This window comes from Acinetobacter sp. CY17, assembly GCF_059515825.1.
Map to the genome: position 1 here is coordinate 104348 of NZ_JCAKMX010000009.1, position 17024 is coordinate 121371.

Below are 17024 nucleotides of genomic sequence, written 5' to 3' on the forward strand. Positions count from 1 at the left end.
GCTATGTAAACAGATTAGAATAGCGCCACCAAGCCACAATTTGCGTTTTACACATGTCTGATTTTAATCAATCTCCCTCCTCGAAAGATCAGCTCGACCTTGTCTATGGACTTGAAGATCGTCCCAAACCGTGGATCGCTTTCCTCGCTGCATTTCAACATTTGCTTGCAATTATTGTCCCGATTGTTACACCTGGTCTTTTGATCTGTCTGGCTTTAGGCGTTTCAAAAGAAGACACCAACATGATTTTATCCATGTCTTTGGTGATTTCAGGGATCGCAACTTTCTTGCAATGTAAAAAAGTTGGTCCTTTTGGTGCAGGTCTTTTGATCGTCCAAGGAACAAGCTTTAACTTTATTGGTCCTATTATTGGTATCGGTTCAGCCATGGTTGCTGCAGGTACACCTGTTGAATCTGTCATGGCAGCCATTTTTGGTGTTGTGATTGCAGGTTCATTTATTGAAATGGGCGTATCACAAATTTTACCATGGATTAAAAAGCTCATTACCCCGCTCGTCACTGGGATCGTGGTGCTGCTGATTGGTTTGACTTTGATTAAAGTCGGTTTAACCAGTATGGGTGGTGGTTATGGCGCAATGAAAGATGGAACATTTGCCAACGCAGATAACCTGATCATGTCATGTACCGTACTCGGTTTAATCATTATTTTAAACCGCATTAAAGTCGTGTGGATTAAAAGTTCTGCGATTTTAATTGCCTTGGTTGCAGGTTATATCCTTGCAGGCTTTATGGGGCATTTAGACTTCTCTGGTCTCAAAGATGCACCTTTGGTTCAAATTCCAAGCCCAATGCACTTTGGTTTAGACTTCTCTTGGAGTCTATTTATTCCAATGGCATTTATTTACCTTGTGACCTCTTTAGAAGCTATTGGTGACGTTACTGCAACATCTAAGCTGTCTAATCAGCCTGTTGATGGTCCAAAATGGATGCAGCGTATTAAAGGTGGTGTGTTGGTGAATGGTGCCAACTCATTCCTTGCAGGTATTTTTAACACCTTCCCAAGCTCAGTCTTTGCACAAAATAATGGTGTCATTCAGCTGACAGGTGTGGCAAGTCGTTATGTCGGTATTTGGATTGCTGCTTTACTGATTATCTTGGGGTTATTGCCAGCTGTTGCAGGAGTGATCCAAGCGGTCCCACAAGCGGTGCTTGGCGGTGCTGTGATGGTAATGTTTGGCGCAGTTGCTGCCTCTGGTATTAACATTTTATCGAGCGTCAACCTTGACCGTCGTGCCCTATTGATTATTGCGATTTCTTTAGGCTTAGGTCTAGGTGTGGCACAGGTGCCTGATATTCTTGCACATATGCCAGAACTGGTCCGCAATATCTTTAGCTCTGGTGTTGCGACCGGTGGTATTGCTGCACTTATTTTAAATATTGTTCTTCCTGAAACGAAGAAGTAATTTCATATCCAAAAAGCACCGTGAGCTTGTGCTCACGGTGCTTTTATAATGGAGAAATCCAATGGTTCCGCAAAGTGAAGTTCTCATTCGTCAATATGAGTATCTTTCCGGTCGTGTATTATTTGTTAATGCACCTACAGATGACTTGCTGCAACATTTAGAAGACAACGTCGATCCATTTGTTTGGACATGGAATTTTAACGATTTTGAGTATTTTCAGTCTAAACAAGCCGCTGTAAGTTTTGGTACCGATGTACCTGAAGGTGAGTTTGATCAGGCGGTTATTTTTGTACCTAAATCTAAAGAGTTACTTAACTATGTGCTCTATAGCTTAGCGACGCGTCTGAAAAAAGGCAGTTCAATTTTATTGGTTGGTGAGAAAAAAGCCGGCATCGAACGTGCAGCCAAACAATTACAGCCTTATGGTCAAGCAGTAAAACTCGATAGCGCTCGTCATTGTCAGTTATGGCAAATCAGTCTTGAACATACAGTTGATGCGAAAGCGCTACGCGATTGGGCACAAACTTATCGCATCAATACACCTAAAGGCGAATTAGAGATTTGCGCGCTGCCTGGTGTCTTTAGCCAAAACCGTCTTGATGTAGGTACTGCGGTGTTGTTGCCATATTTACAACAAGTCACTTCAGGTAAGATTGCCGACTTTGGTTGTGGTGCAGGTGTGATTAGTGCTTACTTGGCCAAACTTAATCCAAGTAATCGTATTTTTGCGATGGATGTAGATGCCTTTGCATTAGCCTCTACCCAAATGACATTTGCGCAAAATCAGCTTGAACCCGAACAACTTGAGATTAAAGCTGTACGCGGCATTGAAGACGCACCATTGTTTTTACATGCCATTGTCAGTAATCCGCCCTTTCACCAAGGCATTCAAACCGACTACAATGCCAGTGAAAATTTATGTAAAACTGCGCGCCGTCATCTTAAATCAGGTGGTGAACTTTGGATTGTGGCAAATCGCTTCTTAAACTATCCAATGTTGATTGAGCAACAGTTTAAAGCCTGTCAAATTAAAACTGATGAGCAAGGCTTTAAAGTCCTGTTTGCTAGCATGCAGAAAAACCCTAAGGAATAATCGATGAGCGAAACACAACAACCGCAATTAAAGCGTAATCTTGGTGCTCGCCATCTAAATATGATTGCGATTGGTGGCTCGATTGGTACTGGTTTATTCCTAGCCTCAGGCGCAACCATTGCCAATGCAGGCCCTGGTGGCGCACTGCTGGCTTATGCCTTAATTGGTGTCATGATCTACTTCTTGATGACCAGCTTAGGTGAGCTTGCCACCCATAATCCAACGTCAGGTGCCTTCTTTACCTATGGTACAAAATATGTTGAAGGCGGTTTTGGTTTTGCTTTAGGTTGGAACTATTGGTACAACTGGGCCATTACCGTTGCCTTTGAGTTGGTGGCTGTACAATTTATTATGAAATTCTGGTTCCCAGAGATTCCAGGATTTTATTGGAGTGCGGTGTTTTTAGCTGTGGTCTTTGGGATTAATGCACTGACCGTCAAAGGCTTTGGTGAATCTGAATTCTTCTTCTCTTTAATTAAAGTGCTGGCCATTATTGCCTTTATTATCATTGGTATTTTCATGATTGCCAAAATCATGTTAACCCCAGGGGCTGAAGTATTTGCCAATTGGAGTACAGGTGAAGCGCCATTTGTAGGTGGTTTATCAGCACTTGTTGGTGTGGCCATGATTGCTGGATTCTCTTTCCAAGGTACAGAAATGGTTGGGGTTGCAGCAGGTGAATCCAAAGATCCACAAAAGACCATTCCAATTGCGATTAAACAAATTTTCTGGCGAATTCTTTTGTTTTATATCGTGTGTATTTTCATTATTGGGACACTAATTGCCTACAATGATCCACGTTTATTACAAGCAGCTGCAACTGATAACGTTGCACTATCGCCATTTACGTTACTGTATGAACAAGCTGGCTTTGCCTTTGCAGCTTCAGTCATGAACGCAGTGATTTTAACTGCGATTTTATCAGCAGGTAACTCAGGCATGTATTCATCAACGCGCATGCTGTTTGATATGGCACGTAAAGGCAGTGCACCTAAAGCATTTGCTAAACTAGATGCACGCGGTGTGCCTATGAATGCCTTGTATGCCACGACTGCCATTGCAGCACTGTGTTTCTTAACCACTTTTATTGGTGAAGAAGAAGTATTTAACTGGCTACTGAATATGTCAGGTATGTGTGGCTTTATTGTGTGGTTAGGGATTGCGGTGTCACATTATCGTTTCCGTAAAGGCTTTTTAGCCCAAGGCAATAAGCTTGAAGATTTAGCCTATCGTGCTAAGTTCTTCCCTTTTGCACCGTGGTTTGCTTTTATCCTATGTGCCATTGTGGTGCTGGGTCAAAACTATCAGGCTGTACTTGAGGGTGAATGGTTAGCGGTACTGTCAACCTATATTGGTATTTTCTTATTCTTAGCGATTTGGCTGGGTTATAAATGGAAATACAAAACCAAATTGGTGTCCTATCAAGAGATGGATGTACAACCCATTAAAGTTGAACGCGAATAAAACTTAAAAAGCAGTCCTCGGACTGCTTTTTTAATTTTTGATCTATTGATTTAAAAAGCTTTGCAGCGCAAAACTCACTTCGTTTTTATGCGTGGTACATAAGCCATGTGCCGCACCTTTAATCACCTGCTCTTGCCCATGAGATAAAAGTTTTAAAGTAGCTTGGCTACAAATAGCAGGCGGTACGATTTGATCTTGGTCGCCATAAAGCACCAAGGTAGGTATTTGAATTTGCCTTAAATCGGCACTTAGATCCGTTTCTGAAAAGGCAGCAATACAATCATAATGCGCTTTAATTGAACCTTGCATGGCAATTTGATAAAAGTTCTGTATCACTCCCTCTGAGCTTTTGCTGGGGGTCTGATCATAACCATAAAACTTGTTGGAAAAATCTAAATAAAAGTCGGCTCGATTGGTTAGTAAATTAGCGCGCATTTCATCAAAAACCTCTATCGGCACGCCTTGAGGATGATCATCAGTTTGGCGCATCAGCGGTGTAACCGCAGCAATTAAGGCCAACTTTTCTACCTGTTCTTGACCATATTTTGCACTATAGCGTGCCACCACTGCCCCACCTGTAGAATGTCCTACCAGCGTAAATTGCTTCAACTTTAAGTGCTCAATTAAGGCACGCAAATCTTCTACATATTGATCGATATTATGCGCATGCCAAGGCTGACTCGAACGTCCATGTCCGCGTCGATCCATCGATATGACCCGAAAGCCATGCTCAGCTAAAAATAGCATTTGATCTTCAAAGGCATCACTCGATAATGGCCAGCCATGTTCTAACACCACCACAGGCCCTGAGCCCCAATCTTTATAATATAGTGCTGTGCCATCTTGCAGTCGTAGATATTGAGCCATACTGATTCTCCTTATACGAGTTTTAAGCTTTATTAAATCAAGTACAAGCGAGTGCTCTGTATAAATGCCGTTGCCCTTATGTTAAATCAAAAAAAAGCAGCCCTCAGGCTGCTGAATGGTGGCTAACTGCTTAGCTATAGCGCATCACAAAATTACGATCATCAACAATAATAGCCTGCTGGCAAATCCCTTCTTGCTGACGCTGCTGTATAAATATGTCTTTGGACATTGGTTCGAAACTATCAAAGAAACAGATTTCCTGATCATCAATCGAATACACCAAAGAATGATTACCAATGCCCTCTAAGGTATCATAATAGACAATCACAAAACGGCCCTGTTCAACCGCCTGTTGAAGCTGTTCATAACTGACTGCTGCTTTGATTGGAATATTGAGTTGCTTTGCCTCAGCATAGAAAAACTTTTCTGTTGGCTGCGGATCAGGATCATCATCGGTACTAAATTCAACATCTAAACCTAAACGCTTTAAGCCTACGGCTAAAGCAATACCATAAGTGCCCTCATCGGCATTATGACGGCACAATTGCACCAAATCTTGGGTTTCTAAATCGACACCATAATGATGAAATAACATCCAAATGGCATACAGGCCACCATTGGCAGGTAAGTCGGCTAAATCTTGAGGAATTTCTACGCTCATAATGTGTCACAGCAATTGATCATCTTGGCTTATTGTAATAAAAAAAGCGACTCAAAAGAGTCGCTTTTTTAAGATTGATTCAATCAACTAGGATTGAGTCTGACCTTATGGCTGTACTTGAACAGTACGGCTGCCAGAAATTGTCGCGAATACGCGACGGTTCATAGCACGGCCTTCTTTAGTGTTGTTGTCAGCGATCGGTTGATCCCACGCGAAACCTTGAGTCGATAAACGAGTTGGGTTTACGTTGTATTCGTTAACAAGTGAAGATTTCACAGAGTTAGCACGCGCTAAAGATAAACGTTCGTTAAGTGCACGTGGACCAGTGTTGTCTGTGTGACCTTCGATACGTGCAGTTGCGTTCGGGTATTCAACTAACTTTTCAGCAACTTTCGCGATTTCTGGTTTGTATTGATCTTTGATGTTTGATTTGTTTGTATCAAAGAACACACGAAGTTCCATGTTCAAGTCTTCAACAAGCTCTTGTGGAGCTGGTTCAACTGGAACAACTGGTGCAACTGGCTCAACCACGATTGGCGCAGCAACAGCTGGCTTCAAGTGACCGCCAAGAACTACGTTAAGACCAGCTAAAGCTGTGTAGTTCCAGAACTGTTCGTCAAAGTTGTATGTACCACGAGCTTCTGTACGAAGAGATAAAGCATCGTTTAAGCGCCAGAAAGCACCCACACCTGCGTTACCTAAAGTACCTTCGTCTTCCCAACCAGCAGCAGCGCCTTCGCCTTCATATTTGTAGTGACCCGCACCTAAAAGTACGTACGGCTTGATTTTGCTGTCGTAGTTTTTAGTGATTAAATCAGAAGTTGCGTAGAAGTTACCAGCAAGTTGTTGTTGTTTGTATTCAGCAACTTTAGGGCCACCGTTAGCATCGATGTCGCCTTTAACTTGTGAGTATTCAGCTTCAAAACCTAACCAAGGCGTTAATTCAACACCAAGTGCAGCACCAACGAATAAATCGTCTTGTAATTCAACACCAGCTTCAGACAAACCTTTTAGGTTATCGTTGTCATTGTTGTGTTGAGTGTCTTGGAAAGTGTAACCAACTAATAGTGGAGTTACAGTAACACCAGCGTTAGCTGCTGCGAAAGGCGCAGCAACAAGCATTGCAAGAGCAATACGACTCATTTTCATGGATTTATCCTCCAGAGATATAAATTGTTGTTCAAGCTTGAGCTTTTCAGCTCCGCTGGGATAGGCTTTTAATACCCCAGTGTTATTTTTAAGCTAGTCACATGGCATCATACAAACACTTTTTTTCTTTTCCAAGTGCTTGATAATTTTAATCAAGAAAATTATTGACAAAATTACTTACAAATTCCGTTGTAATTCGGTAATTTTTCGCTCAACTCACCATTCTGAAAAGCTTATTTTTGGCTTGAGGGAAATTTTAACAGCTTTAAAAGTCAGAAGTCACCCATATTCAATCTAATTCCCCCTTAATCATGTGACTTTTAATAATTATTGGCGCAATTGATGGAGATCATCATGTTATGCATCAACCGTTGCCGTGCTTTTACTTGGATTGAACTACTGATCACGATTGTCATACTGGCGATTCTTGTCAGCTTAGCCATTCCAAGCTTTCAACAAGACTTAATGAAAAAGGAGGTACAAAGCTCACAACTCAAGTTAAGTCGCGCCATCCAGATGGCTCGACAACAGGCCATGAGTCAGTCCAATCACGTGGTGCTATGTGGCTCAAACAATCAAAAAACTTGTAGCAGCAACAGTTGGCATCAGGGTTTCGTTGTGTTTATTGATATTAATAATAATCGCAAAGTAGATGACAACGAAAAAATTATTTTGTCAGAAGCGTTGATCCTTAAATATGGCAGCCTGACTTGGGGCAGTTTAAATAGCAATAATTTAAGTTTTATCCCACGTACAGGTTTGCCTCTGGGCTCTAATGGCACCTTTAGTTACTGTGCACAAGACAAAAGCTTGAGTTATAGCTTAGTGGTGAGTCAAATGGGACATAGTCGCATTGATCATACGCAAAAATGTAGTTAAACATCAATATTAGAAAACTGGGCAATAATCACCAAACCAATACTAATAAATCCAATCCCTAACCAACCGGCAAGATCAATATTTTGACCTAAATAGGCTTTGGCCAATAATGCTGTCGCAATGACGCCAATGCCAGACCACAAGACATATAAAATCCCAGCTTGCATGTATTTGAGTGCAATTGCGGCACAGCTAAACGACAGCAGATAAAGCAGTAGCGCAATCATTTGATCAGATTTATGCACTAAACCATTGGCTTTTGCAGAATAAAATGTAGACATCACATCCGTTAAAATAGCAACCAATAACCAATAGATACCGGGATTAACTTGAATCAGCCATTGCATTTATTTTTCCTCATAAAAAAAGCCGCGAAGTCGCGGCTTTTTTAGCATTATATTTAGGCGCCAGTTTGGTAATTGGCTTTTTCAACTGCTGTAGATGCTTGGTAAGGCTGCGTAAAATCAGCTAAACCTGCCGCAGCTTCTTGAACATCTTTGCCTTCTTTAATCACAAACGTATCAAAGCCTGAACGTTTCATATAGTTTAAAACGTCTTTAAAGACATCACCTGTGGCACGTAATTCGCCTTGGAAACCCTGACGACGTAACAATGCTGCAAATGAATAACCACGACCATCGTTAAAGCCTGCAAATTCAATAAAAATTGCATCTAATTGATCAAGTGGAAACTGATGATCTTCAGGTGAAGCATCTACCGTTAAGTAAAGTGCTTTTTTACCTGATACATGCGCGATTTGATCTAACTGTTCAACGGTTAACACTACATCACCTTGCGGTACTACGCCATCTTCGCCAATCACTTGATAAGTATTGTCTGCAACAGTGCCATCTTTTGCGAGCACTGGTAGTGCGGTATTAAGCATATGCACGCTCCTTAAATGGTTTGATGCCAACACGGCGATAAGTATCAATGAAATCTTCACCTTCTTGACGTAAATCAAGATAAGTATTTAAGATTTCTTCAATCACGTCAGGTACAGCATCTGCTGCAAACGATGGCCCTAAGATATCGCCAATAGACGCATCATGATCTGCATTACCACCTAAAGTAATTTGGTAGAATTCGGCGCCTTTTTTATCTACGCCTAAAATACCAATATTACCCACATGGTGATGACCACAAGCATTCATACAGCCTGAAATATTCAGATCCAATTTACCTAAGTTGTAAATGGTGTCTAAATCATCAAAACGGCGTGAAATTGCTTCTGAAATTGGAATAGATTTGGCATTGGCAAGTGAACAGAAGTCACCGCCTGGGCAGCAGATAATGTCAGTTAAGAAACCAATATGCGCACGGGCTAAATCTGCTTGATCTAGTACTTGCCATAAAGCAAATAAATCTTTTTGTGGTACGTCGACAAGGGCAATGTTTTGCTCATGTGTGGTACGTAATTCACCAAAAGTATATTTGTCTGCAAGATCAGCAATCAGATTCATTTCTTCGCTGCTGACATCACCTGGAGCAATACCAGCACGTTTTAAAGAAATCGTAACAATACGATAGCCTTTGACTTTGTGAGCATTGGTGTTGATGTTAAACCATTGTTTGAATTTTGGATGCTGATTGAAGAGTTCAGTGAAGTCTTCGTCAGCATAATCTTGGTAAGCAAATGGCGTGAAGTTCTGATCCATTTTTGCCAAGGTTTCAGCATCAATTTTTAAAGTTTGAATCGTATGTGCAAATTCAGCTTCAACTTTTTGAGCAAACACTTCAGGCGTTAAAGCCTTCACTAAAATTTTAATACGTGCTTTATATTTGTTATCACGGCGACCGTGTAAGTTATAGACACGTAAAATCGCTTCTAGGTAAGCAATTAAATCTTCGCGTGGCAAGAAGTCACGAATAAAGCTACCCATAATTGGAGTACGCCCTAAACCACCACCGACTTTAATTTTATAGCCAATTTCGCCTTGCTCGTTTTTCACGATATACACGCCAACATCATGGAAAGACGTTGCAGCACGGTCGATTTCTTCCAAAGCAGATACGGCAATCTTAAACTTACGTGGTAAGAAGGCAAATTCTGGATGAAAGGTTGACCATTGACGAATCAATTCACAGGTTGGACGCGGGTCGGCAATTTCACCAGCAACCACACCAGCATATTGATCGGTTGTGGTATTACGAATACAGTTACCAGAAGTCTGAATAGCATGCATTTGTACAGTAGCAAGTTCAGCAAGCATATCTGGCACGTTTTCGAGTGCAGGCCAGTTAAACTGAATGTTTTGACGCGTTGAAATATGCGCATAACCACGGTCATATTCAGTCGCTAACTCAGCTACTTTACGCAGCTGTTTTGAGTTCATCAGACCGTAAGGTACCGCCACACGCAACATTGGCGCATAACGTTGTACATAAAGACCATTTTGTAGACGTAATGGACGATATTCGTCTTCGGTTAATTTTCCGGCTAAGTAACGTTCCGTTTGGTCACGGAACTGTGCAACACGTTCATTAATCAGTTGCTGATCAAAATCAGTATATAAATACATGGCGTACAGCTAGTAGTTTCTATTATAACGCTGCACAGAATAACGAGTTTTGATCTATCAAGAAAATGCGTTTTTTACATATTTCATAGCGATTTTATTGATAAGCCTGCCTAGTGTTCACTGATAACAGCGGCTTAGCAGGCTTTATCCTACTTTTTAATATTATTTAGATATTTATGCTGTGTTTAGCAGAAAAAAGACTAAGCGCTATCAGAAAGCTTAGGCTTTTGAAGCAGCCATGTACCGGCATTTAAGGCTTGCCCGACAAATTCATAACGTTTGTGTGAGCGCGAAAACTGAATAGGACAACCCAATTGTGGTTCAGTTTGACCAGAACCTTGCGTTAAGGGCACCTCGACCACCCAACCACGTTCACGCGCCAACTCAGAATGCAGTGCTTCATCTAAGCTTAATACAGCTTCTGCACATACATCATGTTGGCTAAAAATCGCTTGCCATTCAGCCAAGGTTTTGCTGGCAATTTTGGCTTGAATGAGCGGTTTGATCATTTGGACATCGAGTTCCGCAAAGCTTTTATTGTCCTCGATTAATTCAGGTAATTGTAAAATTTCGGCTAAACCACGCACAAATTGCGGTTCAATTCCGCCAAGTGCCATATATCTACCATCTTGCGTTTGGTAGTAGTCATAAAATGAACCACCATTCAAGGGGCCTATTTCTGGGCTAACTTTGGTATTTCCTGCCAATACCGCAGCAGCTGCCATGGTATTTAAACTGGCCACGCAATCGGTCATAGAAATGTCAATGTATTGGCCGAGCCCGCTGCTATGACGTTCAATCACTGCGGCTAAAATTCCCATCACCGCATGAAAAGAACCACCTGCCACATCAGCCATTTGCACCCCTAAAGCAGGAGGTGCACTGTTTTGGCGCCCTGAATGGCCCATAATACCAGCCAGTGCCACGTAATTGAGGTCATGCCCTGCTTTATCTTTATAGGGTCCGCTTTGTCCATAACCGGTAATTGAGCAATAAATCAAACGTGGGTTAATGGCAGCTAAGCTCGCGTAATCTAAGCCTAAACGCTGCATCACCCCAGGGCGAAATTGTTCAATTACAATATCGTATTGGCTAATTTTTTCTTTAATAAGTGCAATATTGGCAGGGTCTTTAAGGTCTAGAGCAATCGATTGCTTATTGCGGTTTAAGTAACTATGCGCTGTGGCTTGACCGTTGGCAAAAGGCTCCAGTACACGCATCAGATCAATTCGGGTTGATGATTCGATATGCACCACTTCAGCACCTAAATCAGCTAAATATAAACTGGCAAATGGACCAGGCAGCAAGGTGGAAAAATCTAAAACTTTGAGGCTATGTAATAAAGTTGACATGGTGTGATTTTACTCTTGTTTTGCTTATTTTTTATGCATACTATGCAAAAAAACAAGCCTGCACAATGTCATGTTCAGCCATTTACCTTGATCGTTTCGGCAATTTACCATGTAAGTTATTGAGATTAAGCATCATTAGGTCAACAGTAAGTGAATACAAGAGAGACTGAAGAATTTAACATGAGTCGAGATACCATTAGTATCCACTTTGTCAATGCCGCACTCACTGGGGTAAAACGTCTTGGGATGGACGTAGAAACTTTGTTATCGCATGTGGGAATTGAAGCTGAACTACTACGCCAACCCAAAGCCCGTATTTCACCTGAACAGTACACCCGCTTTGTGAAAATGCTGTGGATGGTGACCCAAGATGAACATATTGGTTTTAGCCAAGATATTCGTCGTTTGGGTAGCTTTGCCATTATGTGTCAGTTGATTGTGCATGCTAAAACCTTAGGTGATGCTTTAGAGCTCTCAACACAATTTTATAAATTGTTTGGTGATGAATGGTGTGTCACTTTAGAACGCGATAAACACGAAGCACGTTTGGTGCCTTTAGTGCCTAAAGATGCCGATCCTGATCACTATATTACCGAAAGTATGCTGATGATTTGGCATGGCTTAGCAGCATGGTTGATTGATCGTCGGCTTCCTTTGGAGCGTGTGCATTTTAACTATCCACGCCCAAGTCATGCCGATGAATACGATGCGCTGTTCTTTGCCCCTGTGATGAAATTTGACGCTGCACGTACCGAGATTACCTTTGCCGCAGATTATTTAGAATTGCCGATTCGTCAAACTGGTGAAACTTTAGAAGATTTCTTAAAAACTGCGCCTGCCGACTTATTGGTGAAGTTTAAAAATACCCATTCTTTAACTTCACGTATTCGTGATGTGTTAAAGAGCCAAATTGGCGAAGAGATGCCAACCTTAAATGACGTGGCGTCCATGTTGTATTTATCACCACAGACTCTACGTCGTCGTTTGGCTGCCGAAGGTAAGAGCTACCAAGGGGTCAAAGATGCGCTACGCCGCGATGCTGCGATTCATTTGTTGCTCAATCCAAGACTGACCCTAGAAGATGTGGCGCAGCAAGTCGGCTTTAGTGAAACCAGTACCTTCCACCGTGCCTTTAAAAAGTGGACAGGTGTTACCCCTGGTTTATACCGTCAATTACACGGTTATCATTAATCCCAAAATCATCAAAAGCCCAAGCCTTGTCTTGGGCTTTTTTTATACTTTTTCTACTGATTTCATGTTATAAAGTAACATCTATTCTCTGTTTAATCTCCTCGTTGGGTAGTGCCGTTATGCATGAAACTCCTCCAGAAAAAACCTTTTGGGGCTGGAAAGCGCTGATTGTTGCTTTTATTCTTAGTATTATCTTTTTAGGTATCTTCTATCTAGCAATGGAAAATGATCCTGAGTATATGCCAAGTCAGCAAAATAAAGACCAAAGCCATCAGCAACATGCATTTAAAAATGCACCAACTATGAAACAAGATGCTAGCCAAGCTGCGTCAACGGCCACTGAACAGGGCATGACGGCTGAAGAGCATGGCATGAGTGCCGAGCAACATGCCAACATGAATATGTCGCATGCAGAAGGCAATCACGGTCACTAATACATTGTTAAACATCAAAAAAGGCAAACTTAAGGTTTGCCTTTTTTATTTAGAACACTAAACGCATCCTCATGTGTGGAATATTACAGTCGAGGTATTCTGTACCTTCTGCAATAAAGCCCAAGCGCTGATAAAACGCCATGGCATGGACTTGTGACGATAAATGTACGCTCAAACGACCTTGTTGCTTGGCATAGTCCATCACATAGCGCATCAATGTCTCACCGAGACCCTGCCCACGCGCAGATTTGAGCACTGCTACACGTCCAATACTGTTATCGGCTAACAAACGCGCAGTGGCAAGCGCTTGTTGGTCTTGATACAGCACAAAATGCGTTGAGACGGCATCTAATTCATCCCATTCATCATCAGGCGCAATGTGTTGCTCAACAATAAATACCTGCTCACGAATGCTTTTGGCATCTTGCTGCAATTCAAGCCAAGTGCCTGCCATAATCTGTATATTATCCATGCCACACTCCTAGCATTTACAGCCAATGTCTTGTTGATCCCATTGATCATTTAGCAATAACTCTAAGGAATGCTTTTGAATACCATACATGTCTTTTAAGGCTTGAATTTGTGCTAATACCGCTTGATCGGGTGCAGTAAAGTCTTTGGCTTTGGTGGCTAAAATCATTTTGTTTTTACTGGTGTGCTCAAGCGCAACAAATTCAAACACTTTGGTTTCGTAGCCATAGGCTTTAAGTAATAAAGCACGAATAGTGTCTGTAAGCATTTCTGCTTGTTGACCCGCATGAATGCCAAATTGCAGCATCGGTTGTAACACTGTTGGACTGTGTAATTGTGGGCGTAATTCTTTGTGACAACACGGCGCACACATAATAATTTTTGCGTTTAAACGAATCCCGCTATGAATGGCAAAATCAGTCGCCACATCACAGGCATGTAGTGCAATCATCACGTCTAATTTCTCAGGTGCATAAGTGCGCACATCCCCTTGAAAAAAGCCAAGTTGATGAAAGCCCGATTGCGTTGCCACATTTTGACAAAACTCGACCATTTTGGGATTAAGCTCCACCCCTGTCACAAAAGGTGTTTGCAAGGTCTTGGCGGTGTAATCATATAAGGCCGTGGTTAGATAACCTTTGCCTGAGCCAAAATCTACGACATGCAAAGGTTGTGTGGTATCAATTTGTGCGAGTGCACCTGCAAAAATCTCTACAAATTTATTAATTTGTTTCCATTTACGCGCCATGCTAGGAATCACTTGTGCCTTGGCATCGGTAATCCCTAAATGTTGTAAGAATTGGCTATCTTGATCAACAAAGCGTTGTTTGGCACGATCATGCCCTTGTGGCTGGGCTTTCAGTACAGGCTTAATCTTGCTTTGCGTCAGCATGGCTTTTTTCTTATTTTTTTTCAGTTGTGTCTCGCCTGTTAAGCTAAATAAATTGGCTTGCTTACAATCTGCCAACAATTCTGCTAGCAAGCCCTCTGCCTCATCTAGAGGATAATTTTTGGTGACGTCTTGGGTTTTGTAACGATACAAACAGCTTAAAGTGGGCACATTTTGCAGCTCAATGACGCGCAGGGTCATTTTTTCTAAGTTTTCAATTGGACCCTTATATTGGCTAAAGATAATGCGTTCAAGCTGCTGCTGTTGAATGGCATCTAAACATGCGACAAGAAACTGCTGCTCTGGATTGACAGGAGACATGGGCAAAACCTAAAAAAATGACTGTTAAATTTTAAGGTTGTCTTACGCGAAAAGCAAAATTGAATTATTATACAAGTGTACTTTTATTATCGAGGCTGCAATGCACGCCGATTTTTTAAAAAATTATGATGCAAAAGAAGAAAATTTAAACGTCTGGAGCCATGGCCTTGGCGCTGCATTTTCCTTAATTGCTACAATCTTGATGTTAATCAAAGGCTCATATTTACCAACTGGTCAATGGTTAGCTTTACTGGTTTACGGTTGCAGTATGATTTTACTGTTTTCTGCGTCAACCTTATATCATATGGCCAAAACTGAAACACGACGTTTTTGGTATAAAAAGCTTGATCACACCGCAATTTATTATTTAATTGCAGGAACTTATACTCCATTTCTTGCTATTGCTTTGCCTACCCTAAAAGCCAAAATGTTACTCATTGCACTATGGGTGATCGCACTAATTGGCACTGCATTTAAACTGATTTTTATCCACCGTTTTCAAAAGATTTCTTTGTTTTCTTACTTAACCATGGGCTGGTTGGCACTGTTGGTGATGGATGATATGCAGCAGTTTTTATCTGCTCAATGTTTAACCTTACTCATCGCAGGTGGCTTAGCTTATACGGTGGGTGCATTGTTTTATGCTCTAAAACGGGTAAGATACACCCATGCTATCTGGCATTTTTTTGTATTGTTAGGCGCAGGATCACAATTCCTTGCGATCTATCTTTACGTGATTTAACCTCTTCATTCTTCATTTCAGTGACCCTGAGCGAGACGAATTGAAGTGGTCCCCGTTGTTTTTTTAAAAAATTACGCCTTTTTTAAAAAGATTACGCTTTTAAAACTAAGTTTATTTATTTTTAGTAAGTGTAAGGTCCAACATGGCGTCATCATCAGCTGCATCTCAAGAACAAGTAGCACCAAATTCAAAATTCCGCGTATTGACTGCGAGTCTCGTGGGTACCACAATCGAATTCTTCGATTTTTATATCTATGCCACTGCGGCCGTGATTATCTTTCCGTATCTGTTCTTCCCAACCAGTACAGATCCAATGACAGCAACGATTCAATCGCTTGCTACCTTTGCCATTGCCTTTATTGCCCGCCCGATTGGTGCAGCACTCTTTGGTCACTTAGGCGATCGAATAGGCCGAAAAGCCACCTTGGTCGCTGCACTGTTGACCATGGGTATCTCTACAGTATGTATTGGTTTATTACCGACCTATGCACAAATTGGTATTGCTGCTCCACTATTACTGGCACTTTGCCGTTTAGGTCAAGGTTTAGGTTTAGGCGGTGAATGGTCAGGTGCGGTCTTATTGGCCACTGAAAACGCCCCTGAAGGTAAACGTGCTTGGTATGGTATGTTCCCACAATTAGGTGCACCCATTGGCTTTATTTTGGCTACAGGCTCATTCTTAACTTTAGGCGCATTTATGTCTGAAGAAGCCTTTATGGCTTGGGGCTGGCGTATTCCATTTATCTCTAGTGCTTTATTGGTCATTGTAGGTTTATGGATTCGTTTAAAATTGCATGAAACCCCTGCCTTCCAAAAAGTATTGAATAAACAAAAAGAAGTAAACGTTCCTTTTGTAGAAGTCTTTAAAAAGCATACTCCAATGTTAATTTTGGGGACGATTGCTGCCATTTGTACCTTCGTAGTGTTCTACCTAACCACAGTATTTGCATTGCAATGGGGTACCAAGGAATTAGGTTATACACGTGAAGAATTCTTACAATTACAATTAGTCGCTACGCTTTGTTTTGCTGCATTTATTCCATTATCTGCGATATTTGCTGAGAAATTTGGTCGTAAAGCCACCTCTATTGCGGTGTGTTTAATCTCTGCCATCTTTGGTATTTTCTTTGCCGATATGCTTGAGTCTGGTAGCACCTTGATTGTGTTTATCTTCTTATGTATTGGTTTGGCGATTATGGGGTTAACCTACGGTCCAATTGGTACCGTATTGTCAGAAATTTTCCCAACTTCAGTACGTTATACCGGTTCTGCGCTTACCTTTAACCTTGCGGGTATTTTTGGTGCTTCTTTTGCGCCGTTAATTGCCACCAAGCTTGCGACTGAATATGGTTTACAAGCAGTGGGATATTACTTAACTGCAGCATCAATTTTATCTTTACTGGCGTTCTTATTAATTCGTGAAACCAAACACGATGACGTCAACAACCAAGTTTAAATTTGATTCATTCATCTGAAGAACCAGTGCTTAGGCACTGGTTTTTTATTTGCAATATAAAACAACTGTATTACTCTTAAATAAGAGAAAGCCCCAAGAAGAGTGTGCA

General features: G+C 41.5%; 17 protein-coding genes. 8 read left to right on the top strand and 9 right to left on the bottom strand.

Features of this window, described 5'->3' with window-relative positions; all coding sequences use genetic code 11:
• Positions 1 to 53: 53 nt before the first annotated feature.
• The 3 genes from AC5YCI_RS08445 to AC5YCI_RS08455 all read left to right on the top strand — a co-directional run bounded on the left by AC5YCI_RS08445 (position 54) and on the right by AC5YCI_RS08455 (position 3981).
• Positions 54 to 1424 carry a uracil-xanthine permease family protein gene (locus AC5YCI_RS08445; protein WP_496129251.1) on the top strand — a complete coding sequence of 457 codons (1371 nt, stop codon included), beginning with the start codon at positions 54 to 56 and terminating at the stop codon, positions 1422 to 1424.
• Between the two features lie 61 nt (positions 1425 to 1485).
• Positions 1486 to 2517 (top strand): methyltransferase, encoded by a 1032-nt coding sequence (locus AC5YCI_RS08450; RefSeq protein WP_496129250.1) that lies wholly within the window; start codon positions 1486 to 1488, stop codon positions 2515 to 2517.
• A 3-nt stretch (positions 2518 to 2520) separates the two neighbouring features.
• Positions 2521 to 3981 carry an amino acid permease gene (locus AC5YCI_RS08455; RefSeq protein WP_496129249.1) on the top strand — a complete coding sequence of 487 codons (1461 nt, stop codon included), beginning with the start codon at positions 2521 to 2523 and terminating at the stop codon, positions 3979 to 3981.
• A 42-nt stretch (positions 3982 to 4023) separates the two neighbouring features.
• On the opposite strand, the gene AC5YCI_RS08460 is transcribed toward AC5YCI_RS08455, so the two are convergent.
• From AC5YCI_RS08460 to omp38, 3 genes are all read right to left on the bottom strand, one after another.
• The gene (locus tag AC5YCI_RS08460; RefSeq protein WP_496175435.1) at positions 4024 to 4848 is read right to left on the bottom strand and encodes an alpha/beta fold hydrolase; all 825 of its coding nucleotides are present in this window, start codon (positions 4846 to 4848) and stop codon (positions 4024 to 4026) included.
• A gap of 130 nt (positions 4849 to 4978) precedes the next feature.
• On the bottom strand, positions 4979 to 5509 hold the full coding sequence (locus AC5YCI_RS08465) for a peptidase C39 (RefSeq protein WP_496129247.1): 531 nt from the start codon (positions 5507 to 5509) through the stop codon (positions 4979 to 4981).
• A gap of 105 nt (positions 5510 to 5614) precedes the next feature.
• Complete coding sequence (gene omp38, locus AC5YCI_RS08470; RefSeq protein WP_496129246.1) at positions 5615 to 6658, bottom strand: outer membrane protein Omp38; 1044 nt, start codon at positions 6656 to 6658, stop codon at positions 5615 to 5617.
• 354 nt (positions 6659 to 7012) lie between these two features.
• Between omp38 and AC5YCI_RS08475 the strand changes: the two genes are divergently transcribed.
• A complete protein-coding gene (locus AC5YCI_RS08475; protein WP_496129245.1) occupies positions 7013 to 7537 on the top strand; it encodes a GspH/FimT family pseudopilin in 525 nt (174 codons plus the stop codon).
• Here the strand turns inward: AC5YCI_RS08475 and AC5YCI_RS08480 are convergent.
• The 4 genes from AC5YCI_RS08480 to AC5YCI_RS08495 form a co-directional block, all read right to left on the bottom strand.
• A complete protein-coding gene (locus AC5YCI_RS08480) occupies positions 7534 to 7884 on the bottom strand; it encodes a DMT family transporter (RefSeq protein WP_496129244.1) in 351 nt (116 codons plus the stop codon). The genes AC5YCI_RS08475 and AC5YCI_RS08480 overlap by 4 nt on opposite strands.
• 53 nt (positions 7885 to 7937) lie before the next feature.
• Complete coding sequence (locus AC5YCI_RS08485) at positions 7938 to 8423, bottom strand: DUF934 domain-containing protein (protein WP_496129243.1); 486 nt, start codon at positions 8421 to 8423, stop codon at positions 7938 to 7940.
• Positions 8416 to 10059: a nitrite/sulfite reductase gene (locus tag AC5YCI_RS08490; protein WP_496129242.1), complete on the bottom strand. Its 1644-nt coding sequence runs from the start codon at positions 10057 to 10059 to the stop codon at positions 8416 to 8418. Before AC5YCI_RS08490 ends, AC5YCI_RS08485 begins: the two co-directional genes overlap by 8 nt.
• 200 nt (positions 10060 to 10259) lie before the next feature.
• Positions 10260 to 11411, bottom strand: coding sequence for a CaiB/BaiF CoA transferase family protein (locus AC5YCI_RS08495; RefSeq protein WP_496129241.1), 1152 nt, complete (start codon positions 11409 to 11411; stop codon positions 10260 to 10262).
• A 180-nt stretch (positions 11412 to 11591) separates the two neighbouring features.
• On the opposite strand from AC5YCI_RS08495, the gene AC5YCI_RS08500 reads away from it, so the two are divergent.
• Together AC5YCI_RS08500 and AC5YCI_RS08505 are read left to right on the top strand one after the other, a co-directional pair.
• The gene (locus AC5YCI_RS08500; RefSeq protein WP_496129240.1) at positions 11592 to 12602 is read left to right on the top strand and encodes an AraC family transcriptional regulator; all 1011 of its coding nucleotides are present in this window, start codon (positions 11592 to 11594) and stop codon (positions 12600 to 12602) included.
• Positions 12603 to 12721: 119 nt separating this feature from the next.
• On the top strand, positions 12722 to 13036 hold the full coding sequence (locus AC5YCI_RS08505; RefSeq protein ID WP_496129239.1) for a hypothetical protein: 315 nt from the start codon (positions 12722 to 12724) through the stop codon (positions 13034 to 13036).
• A gap of 49 nt (positions 13037 to 13085) precedes the next feature.
• On the opposite strand, the gene AC5YCI_RS08510 is transcribed toward AC5YCI_RS08505, so the two are convergent.
• A complete protein-coding gene (locus AC5YCI_RS08510) occupies positions 13086 to 13508 on the bottom strand; it encodes a GNAT family N-acetyltransferase (protein ID WP_496129238.1) in 423 nt (140 codons plus the stop codon).
• A 9-nt stretch (positions 13509 to 13517) separates the two neighbouring features.
• A complete protein-coding gene (locus tag AC5YCI_RS08515; RefSeq protein ID WP_496129237.1) occupies positions 13518 to 14717 on the bottom strand; it encodes a class I SAM-dependent methyltransferase in 1200 nt (399 codons plus the stop codon).
• A 100-nt stretch (positions 14718 to 14817) separates the two neighbouring features.
• On the opposite strand from AC5YCI_RS08515, the gene trhA reads away from it, so the two are divergent.
• Positions 14818 to 15459, top strand: coding sequence for a PAQR family membrane homeostasis protein TrhA (trhA, locus tag AC5YCI_RS08520; protein ID WP_496129236.1), 642 nt, complete (start codon positions 14818 to 14820; stop codon positions 15457 to 15459).
• A 142-nt stretch (positions 15460 to 15601) separates the two neighbouring features.
• A complete protein-coding gene (locus AC5YCI_RS08525; protein ID WP_496129235.1) occupies positions 15602 to 16915 on the top strand; it encodes an MFS transporter in 1314 nt (437 codons plus the stop codon).
• Positions 16916 to 17024: the final 109 nt, after the last annotated feature.

Excerpts from the sequence above, each read along its gene's own strand:
- AC5YCI_RS08445 (WP_496129251.1), top strand. The coding sequence starts at position 54 with ATGTCTGATTTTAATCAATCTCCCTCCTCGAAAGATCAGCTCGACCTT.
- AC5YCI_RS08450 (WP_496129250.1), top strand. The coding sequence starts at position 1,486 with ATGGTTCCGCAAAGTGAAGTTCTCATTCGTCAATATGAGTATCTTTCC.
- AC5YCI_RS08455 (WP_496129249.1), top strand. The coding sequence starts at position 2,521 with ATGAGCGAAACACAACAACCGCAATTAAAGCGTAATCTTGGTGCTCGC.
- AC5YCI_RS08460 (WP_496175435.1), bottom strand. The coding sequence starts at position 4,848 with ATGGCTCAATATCTACGACTGCAAGATGGCACAGCACTATATTATAAA.
- AC5YCI_RS08465 (WP_496129247.1), bottom strand. The coding sequence starts at position 5,509 with ATGAGCGTAGAAATTCCTCAAGATTTAGCCGACTTACCTGCCAATGGT.
- omp38 (WP_496129246.1), bottom strand. The coding sequence starts at position 6,658 with ATGAAAATGAGTCGTATTGCTCTTGCAATGCTTGTTGCTGCGCCTTTC.
- AC5YCI_RS08475 (WP_496129245.1), top strand. The coding sequence starts at position 7,013 with ATGTTATGCATCAACCGTTGCCGTGCTTTTACTTGGATTGAACTACTG.
- AC5YCI_RS08480 (WP_496129244.1), bottom strand. The coding sequence starts at position 7,884 with ATGCAATGGCTGATTCAAGTTAATCCCGGTATCTATTGGTTATTGGTT.
- AC5YCI_RS08485 (WP_496129243.1), bottom strand. The coding sequence starts at position 8,423 with ATGCTTAATACCGCACTACCAGTGCTCGCAAAAGATGGCACTGTTGCA.
- AC5YCI_RS08490 (WP_496129242.1), bottom strand. The coding sequence starts at position 10,059 with ATGTATTTATATACTGATTTTGATCAGCAACTGATTAATGAACGTGTT.
- AC5YCI_RS08495 (WP_496129241.1), bottom strand. The coding sequence starts at position 11,411 with ATGTCAACTTTATTACATAGCCTCAAAGTTTTAGATTTTTCCACCTTG.
- AC5YCI_RS08500 (WP_496129240.1), top strand. The coding sequence starts at position 11,592 with ATGAGTCGAGATACCATTAGTATCCACTTTGTCAATGCCGCACTCACT.
- AC5YCI_RS08505 (WP_496129239.1), top strand. The coding sequence starts at position 12,722 with ATGCATGAAACTCCTCCAGAAAAAACCTTTTGGGGCTGGAAAGCGCTG.
- AC5YCI_RS08510 (WP_496129238.1), bottom strand. The coding sequence starts at position 13,508 with ATGGATAATATACAGATTATGGCAGGCACTTGGCTTGAATTGCAGCAA.
- AC5YCI_RS08515 (WP_496129237.1), bottom strand. The coding sequence starts at position 14,717 with ATGTCTCCTGTCAATCCAGAGCAGCAGTTTCTTGTCGCATGTTTAGAT.
- trhA (WP_496129236.1), top strand. The coding sequence starts at position 14,818 with ATGCACGCCGATTTTTTAAAAAATTATGATGCAAAAGAAGAAAATTTA.
- AC5YCI_RS08525 (WP_496129235.1), top strand. The coding sequence starts at position 15,602 with ATGGCGTCATCATCAGCTGCATCTCAAGAACAAGTAGCACCAAATTCA.